The sequence below is a fragment of the Paenibacillus sonchi genome (assembly GCF_016772475.1).
Taxonomy (GTDB): Bacteria; Bacillota; Bacilli; order Paenibacillales; family Paenibacillaceae; genus Paenibacillus_AQ; species Paenibacillus_AQ sonchi.
On record NZ_CP068595.1, the window covers coordinates 5,653,746 to 5,662,585 of the forward strand.

The 8,840-nt window shown below is 48.8% G+C and carries 10 protein-coding genes and 1 pseudogene; 4 read left to right on the forward strand and 7 right to left on the reverse strand.

Annotated features, from left to right (window positions below; translation table 11 throughout):
* Positions 1–14 precede the first annotated feature (14 nt).
* Together JI735_RS25170 and JI735_RS37520 are read left to right on the forward strand one after the other, a co-directional pair.
* A complete protein-coding gene (locus JI735_RS25170; protein WP_039836910.1) occupies positions 15–728 on the forward strand; it encodes a YwiC-like family protein in 714 nt (237 codons plus the stop codon).
* 243 nt (positions 729–971) lie between these two features.
* Positions 972–1,319 (forward strand): DUF6713 family protein, encoded by a 348-nt coding sequence (locus JI735_RS37520; protein WP_325175639.1) that lies wholly within the window; start codon positions 972–974, stop codon positions 1,317–1,319.
* Between the two features lie 49 nt (positions 1,320–1,368).
* Here JI735_RS37520 and JI735_RS25175 read toward each other — a convergent pair whose 3' ends face one another.
* Positions 1,369–1,878 (reverse strand): hypothetical protein, encoded by a 510-nt coding sequence (locus JI735_RS25175; RefSeq protein ID WP_202676554.1) that lies wholly within the window; start codon positions 1,876–1,878, stop codon positions 1,369–1,371.
* Positions 1,879–2,108: 230 nt separating this feature from the next.
* Here JI735_RS25175 and JI735_RS25180 point away from each other — a divergent pair, with 230 nt between their 5' ends.
* On the forward strand, positions 2,109–3,008 hold the full coding sequence (locus tag JI735_RS25180) for a phosphotransferase family protein (protein ID WP_051051993.1): 900 nt from the start codon (positions 2,109–2,111) through the stop codon (positions 3,006–3,008).
* Positions 3,009–3,129: 121 nt separating this feature from the next.
* On the forward strand, positions 3,130–3,369 hold the full coding sequence (locus JI735_RS25185) for a hypothetical protein (protein WP_039836908.1): 240 nt from the start codon (positions 3,130–3,132) through the stop codon (positions 3,367–3,369).
* Between the two features lie 7 nt (positions 3,370–3,376).
* Here JI735_RS25185 and moaA read toward each other — a convergent pair.
* The 6 genes and pseudogenes from moaA to JI735_RS25215 all read right to left on the reverse strand — a co-directional run bounded on the left by moaA (position 3,377) and on the right by JI735_RS25215 (position 8,830).
* Positions 3,377–4,392 (reverse strand): annotated as a pseudogene (gene moaA, locus JI735_RS25190) (GTP 3',8-cyclase MoaA).
* A gap of 36 nt (positions 4,393–4,428) precedes the next feature.
* On the reverse strand, positions 4,429–5,919 hold the full coding sequence (locus JI735_RS25195) for a nitrate/nitrite transporter (protein ID WP_039836906.1): 1,491 nt from the start codon (positions 5,917–5,919) through the stop codon (positions 4,429–4,431).
* 177 nt (positions 5,920–6,096) lie between these two features.
* The gene (locus JI735_RS25200; protein WP_039836905.1) at positions 6,097–6,630 is read right to left on the reverse strand and encodes a hemerythrin domain-containing protein; all 534 of its coding nucleotides are present in this window, start codon (positions 6,628–6,630) and stop codon (positions 6,097–6,099) included.
* 19 nt (positions 6,631–6,649) lie between these two features.
* Positions 6,650–7,297 (reverse strand): response regulator transcription factor, encoded by a 648-nt coding sequence (locus JI735_RS25205; protein ID WP_039836904.1) that lies wholly within the window; start codon positions 7,295–7,297, stop codon positions 6,650–6,652.
* A gap of 7 nt (positions 7,298–7,304) precedes the next feature.
* Positions 7,305–8,357 (reverse strand): sensor histidine kinase, encoded by a 1,053-nt coding sequence (locus JI735_RS25210; protein ID WP_408638005.1) that lies wholly within the window; start codon positions 8,355–8,357, stop codon positions 7,305–7,307.
* 14 nt (positions 8,358–8,371) lie between these two features.
* Entirely contained in the window at positions 8,372–8,830 is a 459-nt protein-coding gene (locus tag JI735_RS25215) for a GAF domain-containing protein (protein WP_039836902.1), read from the reverse strand.
* Positions 8,831–8,840 lie beyond the last annotated feature (10 nt).

Genomic DNA, 8,840 nt, shown 5'->3' on the forward strand with positions numbered 1-8,840 from the left:
AGAGGTGTATTACAATGAAGAGGTTTATTCCCAATCAGCACGGAGCCTGGTCCATGCTGGTTCTCCCCTTTTTGTTAGGGATGGCGGCCTCCCAGGCAAAACTTCTGCATATTCCCCTGTTCTTGTGCTGGCTGCTGATTTATTTATTCATCTTTCCCCTCCTTCAGGGGGTCAAAACGAGGCGTTTTGACCGGTATGGACCGCCGCTCAAAGTGTACGGTCTGCTGCTTTTGCCTTTTGCAGCTTATCTGATTGTTACAGAACCTAAGCTGCTTTGGTTTGCCTTACCAGCACTCCCGCTGTTTGCGGTTAATCTGTATTACGCCAGAACGAAGAATGAGCGGGCCCTCCTCAATGATATCGCGGGAATTCTGTTGTTTTGCCTGATGGTCTTTCCCGTTTTTTATATCGGCGGAGGAACAGACTGGGGAATAGCTGGTGAATTATTTATACTGGCTTTGCTGTATTTTGTGGGGACTGCCTTGTATGTAAAAACGATTATTCGTGAAAAAAACAATCCCCGGTATTATTACGCATCTGTGATTTATCATGGATTATTCCTGCTGGCGGGAGTGGTGCTGTTCCCATCGTTAACGGTCCCTCTGACGATCCTGCTGGCGCGCGCAACCAGTCTACCCAAAACAAAAATTACAGCCAAACGTACAGGAATACTGGAAATCGGCTTTTCTGTGATGCTGTACATATCTGTATGTGTCTTGTATTTCTAATATCAGGAATAGAGCAGGCCCGGAGTGCGGCCTGCTTTGGGTGCACTGTGAATGCATGCTGTCAGAAGAAAATAAAGTATTAGACTGATAATGCTTCATTATGCTAACGGGCAAGTTAATATAATTCGCTAGGGTTTGGAAACTAAATTATTTGTTGTTCGTAATATTAATCAGTCAATGAGAGATATGATTTCACTAAGTATATTTAATTAATGAGGTGGGGCTTTGTCATCATTATTCCTAGTGGTTTTTTCAATAAATTTTGCTCTCCTATGTTTGCACGAAATGGATGCAATAAGAGCTAAGGAATGGAAGATGTTTGTAATTCTTAAAGATATGGAAGATAAACGTGCATTCAAAGTTTTTACCATTCTACATCTACCGCTATATACGATTTTAATATTTTCATTTGTAAGTCATCAGCTTTTATCTTTCGTATTTATAGATCTGTTCATGATTTTTCACTCATTAGCTCATTTCTTCTTTGAGAAGCATCCAAACAACAATTTTAAAAACTTATACTCAAGAATGATTATATATCCAATGGGCATATTAGGGATCGTGCACCTTCTTGGATTAATGTACTCTTGAATATCGTTCCATCAAAAATTCCTAAAAGACAATCAGTCTAAAACTTTATTTACTTTGAACACATGCGACTGCAATCTAAGCGGCCGATTCGTCTCCGCCATGTGATGACCAATCGCGCAACAACGGCATTTCTGCCGTTGTTTCCTGCCATTCCGCCGGCGCTGAGCTCAATAACGGCATTTCTGCCGTTGTTTCCTGCCATTCCGCCGGCGCTGAGCTCAACAACGGCATTTCTGCCGTTGTTTCCTGCCTTTCTGGCAGCGCTGAGCGCAACAACGGCATTTCTGCCGTTGTTTCCTGCCATTCCGCCGGCGCTGAGCTCAACAACGGCATTTCTGCCGTTGTTTCCTGCCTTTCTGGCAGCGCTGAGCGCAACAACGGCATTTCTGCCGTTGTTTCCTGCCTTTCTGGCAGCGCTGAGCGCAACAACGGCATTTCTGCCGTTGTTTCCTGCCTTTCCGCCAGCGCTGAGCGCAACAACGGCATTTCTGCCGTTGTTTCCTGCCTTTCTGGCAGCGCCAGGTATGGCGGACCATTGCCCAAATCCGGCCGGTGGCAAACCTAAGCGGTATTTCCGTTCCGTTCATGCAGATGCCCTATGTCTCAAGCATACCTGCCGGCGACAGAGATATTACTACAAAAGCTTCGTTTATCTTGACGCTCAGGTTATTTGGCCAGTTAAATAAAGCCATTCTTATAGTACTTTTGAGTCATGAAAAAATATGCCGGTTGGGTGAGAATATAGGCAGCAGGCGGATTGACCTGAGTCCATAGAGAGGAGCAGCCCTAGTGAAAGAGCAGGAACGGCGTTATTCTGCACTGATTGCGGACCAATTCCCGGAATTGCACATTCGAACCGTGGAGTCGCTGGGCGAAGGCTATCGGAATTTTGCGGTACTCGTGAACGGGGAATGGGTATTTCGCTTTCCCAAAAGTCATCAAGGTGCGGATGAATTGAACAAAGAAATACATTTGCTGCCTCTGCTGTCCGAGCGAGTCAAGGCCGGGATTCCGAAGTTTGTATACAGAGGAACACAGGAGGATGGACGTCCCTTTGCAGGCTACCGGAAGGTCGAGGGGGAAGTCCTGGGGGAAGACGGAATCGTCTCTCTCTCCGGTTACGCAAGAGAGCGACTCGCCGTACATCTTGGGGATTTCATGAGTGACCTGAACGCATTCCCGGTTAAAAGCGCTATTCAGGCCGGTGTCCCCGCACTACAACTTGCGAATGAAATCCAGTCGTTGAAAGATGCTGCGGTGAGGCAGGTTTTTCCTCATCTTGAACCGTCTTTGCGCGACTATCTCCACCGGCGGTTTCAAGCCTATCTGGAGGATACTGCATATACCCGATATATTCCGGCACTGATTCACGCCGATTTGTCGCCGGATCACTTTTTGACGGATTCGCACCGGTCCGTACTGACAGGTATTATCGACTTCGGCGATGCCGCGATAAGCGACCCGGATTACGATTACTTGTATTTGCTCGAGGATTGCGGAGAGGAATTTACTCGTCAAGTGATGGCGCATAGAGGCGGGGCTGACCTGGACGCCCGCCTGCGAAAAATCTCCCTGTTCGTCACATTCGATCAGGTCCGCTATCTGTTGGAGGGCTTGGAGTCCGGGGACCCGGATTGGATTCAGGAAGGGCTTGAGTTAGTGGAACAGGATATGCAAATCAACAGGTAGAAGCAGCCGGAGACGGCTGCTTTTTGATCGTCTCCTGCGTTTAAGCCATGTATCTATGGTTCTTTGCAGATAATAAGGGGTATTATACCTAGGTAAACTAATCTGAAAGGGGATACTAACGATGGCAAAGGAAACTGAACCAACCTCCTTCTCAAGCCGCGAAGAGCGTGAAGAAATAGGCCGCCGGACCAATGCCGGCTTCGCCCGTGTGGAAAAGACAGAAGTTGAAGCAAACGCCGGCGGCATCCCGACAGGACCTGTGGCTCAAGATCTCTCAGAAGAAGAAATCCGCCGGAGAGTAGGTTCCGGAAACTTTGAAGCGGCGAAAAACGATCTTCAAACCGGATCAATCAATAGTTAGTGCGCCCCTATCCGCCTATATAGGACATGCTTATCTTTTTCCGGTCCGCTGCCGTGTGCTCCTGGCGCTCATCGGAATACCGGTCCGCACGTTTCTCCCAGACGTCTTTGATCACATTCAACAGGCTGCTGTCGTCAGCCCCGCTGCGGAGCAGTGCCCGCAAATCCGTACCGCCGGAAGCAAAAAGACAGGTGTAGAATTTACCGTCAGAAGATAACCGGGCCCGCGTACAGGATGAGCAAAAGGATTCTGATACCGAAGTAATAAACCCGATCTCTGCATCACTGTCTTTGTACCGGTAGCGCTGTGCGACTTCCCCATAAAAATCCTGCTCCAAAGCCTCCAGCTCATAAACTTCCCGGAGACTTTGGAGAATTTCTTTTTTGGTAACCACTTTTGCCAAGCTCCACCCATTGTCATTTCCCGCATCCATAAACTCAATGAAACGGAGTGTGATTTTGCGTTCCTTGAAATAGGCAGCCATCGGCAGGATCTCCGATTCATTTACGCCTTTTTGCACGACCATATTGACTTTGATCTCATAACCGATCTCCAGGGCTTGATCGATATGTTTCAGGATAAGAGACGGCTTGAGCCCTCTTCCATTCATTGTCCCAAAATCTCCGGATGCAGCGCATCCAGACTGATATTAAGCCGCCGCAGTCCTGCTGCGTACAATCCTTTAGCCTGCTGCCCCAGCAAAACGCCGTTGGTCGTCAAGCCGATGTCCTCAACCCCGTTAAGCGACCGGATTCCTGCCACAAGCTCCGGAAGATCTTTCCTCAGCAGCGGCTCTCCTCCGGTCAGCCTGATTTTGACTACCCCTAAGGATACAAACAGCCTGGTCAGCCGCAGAATTTCAGCAAAGGACAACAGCTCCCGGGCAGGTAAAAAGGCGTAATCCTCACCGAATATTTCCTTCGGCATGCAGTAGGAGCAGCGGAAATTGCACCGGTCTGTCAGGGAAATCCTTAAATCACGGATGGGCCGCTTCAGCTGATCTTGTATGGATGTAGTGTTCATGCGCCCCTCCCCTTTTGGCATGTGAATGCCCTCTCTCTACTTCCGCGTAATATCGCTGAATGTACCGACATAACGGATGTCTACCCCTGTCTCATCCTTGACGGCACTGATATTCAGAAGCTGCAGATACTCTTCACCATTCTTCCTTCTGTTCCAGATCTCTCCCTGCCACACACCCTTTGCCCGGATCTCGCTCCACATGCTGCGGTAGAAATCCTGGGATTGTCTGCCTGACTTCAGTACGTTTGGCTGTTTGCCGAGCACTTCTGCTTCAGTGAAGCCTGTAAGCCTCGTAAATGCAGGATTGACACTCTTAATGACACCTGCCGCATCCGTTACCAGAATCCCCTGGGCTGTGGAGTTGAACACCTCAGAAGTAAGCGCCAGACGGTCATGATACAAGAGCCATACCACAAGAACAAGGCTGGCAAGGGCCACTTGCGAAAGCAGCATGAACCCGATCGAATATTGGCCTGTGATGGAAAAAATAATCGAGAGCATGATCGGCGGGAAGAAGCCGCCAAGTCCGCCCATCATGGAGACAATTCCGTTGGCAATCCCCGCCTGCTTGTTGAAATAGAACGGAACTAATTTAAAAATCACGCCATTCCCTATTCCGGCACTGACGGCAATGGCGAGGCACCCCACCGTGTAAAGGCCAATGGAGGGCAGGAAAGCCAGGAGTATTGCAGCAACCGTATAGATGCTGAATGTTCCGATCAGCAGAATCAGAGGCTGGAATTTGTCTGCGAGCCAGCCGCCGACGGGCCGGAAAAACGTGGCAACGGCAATAAAACCGGCTGTGCGCATCCCTGCATCCACCTTCTCCAGTCCGAAATTAGAAACGAGGAAGTTTGGCAAATAAATTGTGAATGCGACGAACGATCCAAATGTAATAAAATAGAAAAGTGAGAACAGCCATAGCTTCTCATTTTTAGCAACACCCTTGATTTGTTCTATAATCGGTGTTTTCACCTTTGGTTCATGACGGTCTCCGAAAAAGAAATTCAGGACAATAAATACCAGAAGAAGAATCAGGTACAGCTTCACCGCTGTTGCCCAGCCGAAACGCGCAGCAATGATCGGGGCCGTAAATGTCGTGAGGGCTGTGCCGAGATTACCGACGCCATAAATCCCGTTAACGAACCCATGCTTTTCTTTCGGAAAATACTTGGGCAGCGAGGTAACCCCTACTGAAAAAACAGCTCCGCCAATCCCAAGAAACAAGCCGCCGATGATCAAGTCTGTATACGTGGACGCTTCGCTAATATAGAAAACCGGAAACAGCAGCAGCACGAAGCTGACGAGAAAGATGATACGCGCCCCGAAAATATTCGCATAATAGCCAATGGGGATTCGGAGTATGGAACCCAGCACTACGGGAATCGCCGTAACCATTGCCAGTTTTCCTGACGGAATTGGAATATCCTCGGAAATAAAAGGCATCAGAGAGGAGATAATTACCCATACCATGAAGCCAACAATCAAGTTTAATGTTTGTAACGGCAATTGCACTTTTTTAATCATATAACTCACCTTTTCCGCCAGTTTTGTCTGCTGAATGTATACTTCACTTCCTGTCCCTATTGTATCTGTCCTTACTCTGCTTGAGATATAGGGGAGTACCCTTTCCCTTAGAGGGGAATCCCTAAAAAAATGAAAACGGCTTCCCCGCCCCGATATGGACAGTGAAGCCGATTGCAGTTATTGAGTAATAAGGGTATTCATTCTGGAATACAGCCGCCTGGTATCCGGTTCGCTCAGCTGGCCTTCCGCCATTGGAAAGATGACCGTTTCTTCTTTTACAAAATGCACGGTTAATACTTCGAAAGCCTCTCCTGCATCTCTTACTGCGGAAGCAATCTTTGATAGTGGCAAAAGATCAATATCACCTTCCGTATGATAAAGAAAATGTCCGAGGTACCCGTCAATCTCGGTATGTTCCTGCTGGATTCCGACCAGCGGCCCTTGTTCAAAGCCGATATAGGTGCCCAGCAGCGGGAAAAAGTGTGCTTCCTCTTTGAGCGTATGTTTGGCCAGCGGAACTTTGAAATCAAGAATAAGCCTGCGCAATTCCTTGACCCTCCGCCGGCTTTCCTCCAAACTTAGCGGATCATCCTGTTCGAAGGAAAGAACAATGGCATGCCACTCTCCCATCAGGAATGACAAATAGCGATGCTCGTTCTCAAGAATGCGCATGGCCGGTGAAACAAAACGCAGCCCGGAAGGATCCGGCATGATGTACCTCCATTCAGCGCTAGAAATCCAGCAGCTTTTTTTTCAAGGCATATTCGACCAGTTCCGGCCGGCTTTTCAGGTTTAATTTCTCCATGATTTTGGATTTATGGGCTTCCACCGTCTTCACGGAGATGAACAGCCTCTCCGCAATTTCCTTGTTGCCGTATCCCTTAGCGATTAGCGGCAGGATTTCCAGCTCCCGCTTAGAGAGCAGCTCAAACAAATCTTCTGTAGAGGCCGTTTTGTCTTTTTTGATAAATTCACGCACCAGAGAGGTTGCCATCTTGGGATGAATATAGGTGCCTCCCTCATAGATGGTGCGGATGGCAAGCAGCAGTTCCTCATCCGGTGCGCTTTTCAGCACATATCCGGACGCTCCGTTCTTCAGGACATGAAACAAATATTCTTCATCATCATGCATGGTCAGGATCAATATTTTGGTATCGGGATAATCTTCTTTGATTTTACCTGTGGCGATCAGTCCGCTTTCTCCGGGCGGCATGCTTAGATCCATGATCAGAATATCCGGTCTCCGTTTCGCTACCATGGCATAGGCTTCTATACCGTCTGCCGCCGCCCCGATAACCTCAATGTCGTCCTGAAAATTCAGGATCATGGAAAAACCGCTGCGCACCATGGCGTGGTCATCTGCGATGACGATCTTCATCCGGGGATCATTCCTTTCCATTTCCATCTGCAACAGGAACTTGAATGATGATTCGGGTTCCCAGGCCAATGCCTGACTCTACACTGAAGGTGCCTCCTACTAATTCTGCACGCTCCTGCATGCCGTATAAGCCCAGTCCGGTACCGTCCGGCTCATCGCCCAGGTTGAAACCGACGCCCTCATCTTCAATAGTGAGCTTCAACAGCCGGTCCCGCTCGGTAAGCTTTACATGAACCAAGTCTACCTGCGCATATTTCAAAGCATTGAGTAAGGCTTCCTGGCAGACCCGGTAGACCACCGTTTCAATCTCACTGCCGTAACGTTTCTCTGACAGATCGGATTCAAATTCTATCATGAGCCCGTAGATTTGCTCCATCCGCTTAAAGTGCGACCGGAATGCAGCCTCCAGGCCGAAATCGTCAAGAGCGGCCGGCCGAAGCTCCACAGAGAGGTTGCGGATGTCACTTAAGAGCCGTGTCATAGAGACTTCAGTTTGCTTCACCTTTTTGAGCAGCTGTTCATCTCCGGTCATATATTTAAGCACCCGCAGATCGACCACAGCGCTCATAAGCTCTTGGGCAACACTGTCATGCAGCTCCCGGGAAATCCGTTTCCGTTCGTTCTCCTGGGCCTCGATGACATGCTTCATCATTTTATTCTGATAAAATTTCTCCTGCGTCTTAAACTGTCTCGTTAAATCCCGCAGCATGAGTACCCGTATTCCATTCTCTGAATCGATCGTATGAAAGCTGGCGGCAAAAGGGATCAACCCTTTGTTTTTGGTCTCAAGATATACCTGATAGGAGGTAAAGTCTTCAGATTCCGGCACATGAAAAAAGCAATCGAGACAGGTGCGCAGCTCCATGTCGCTGGTATACCCTCTGCATGTGCTGCAAAGGGCAAGGGAATTCCCTTGCTCCAGCTGCTTCAGAAAGTCGGTGTCGACAATATGGGCGGCTGCCGGATTCATCGCCAGCGTCCTTCCTTCACTGTCAAAAAAGAAAATAGCCTCCGTGCTGTTCTCAAACAGCTTCAGCATCAGCGTATTTAATGAATCCATCCCGGCTCGCAGCTTCAACTCAGCAACAGTTCCTTCCCGTTCAAGTCTCCGATGCCCCGGCGTGCCGTATTTTGCAGCTCGCGCAGCATCGTTTCATTCACCTGCCGGTCACCTCTAAATCCGCCGAGAAGGACCCCTGCCACGCGGGCGTCATTCCACAGCGGCACAGCCCCGATGCTCTTTAGCTTCTCTGAATTGACAATCGGATAACTAAACAGCATATCCTGCTTTACCTGTTCTTGCACAGAGTAGAGTAAAAACGGCTTTCCGGTTTTGAATACGATCCCCGCTATGCCTCTTCCGGACTGCAGCACAATCCGCTTATACCGTGAATTCGAGTTGCCGGAGGCGTATTTCCATCGGATCACATAGTCATATTCCGCAGGGTCCGCTAGTGCCAATGACATGAAATCATATCCAAGGGCTTGCCGGATCTGGTCAAGCTCCCGCTGGTAATCGACCTGGTTTTTCATCGTTTCCTCT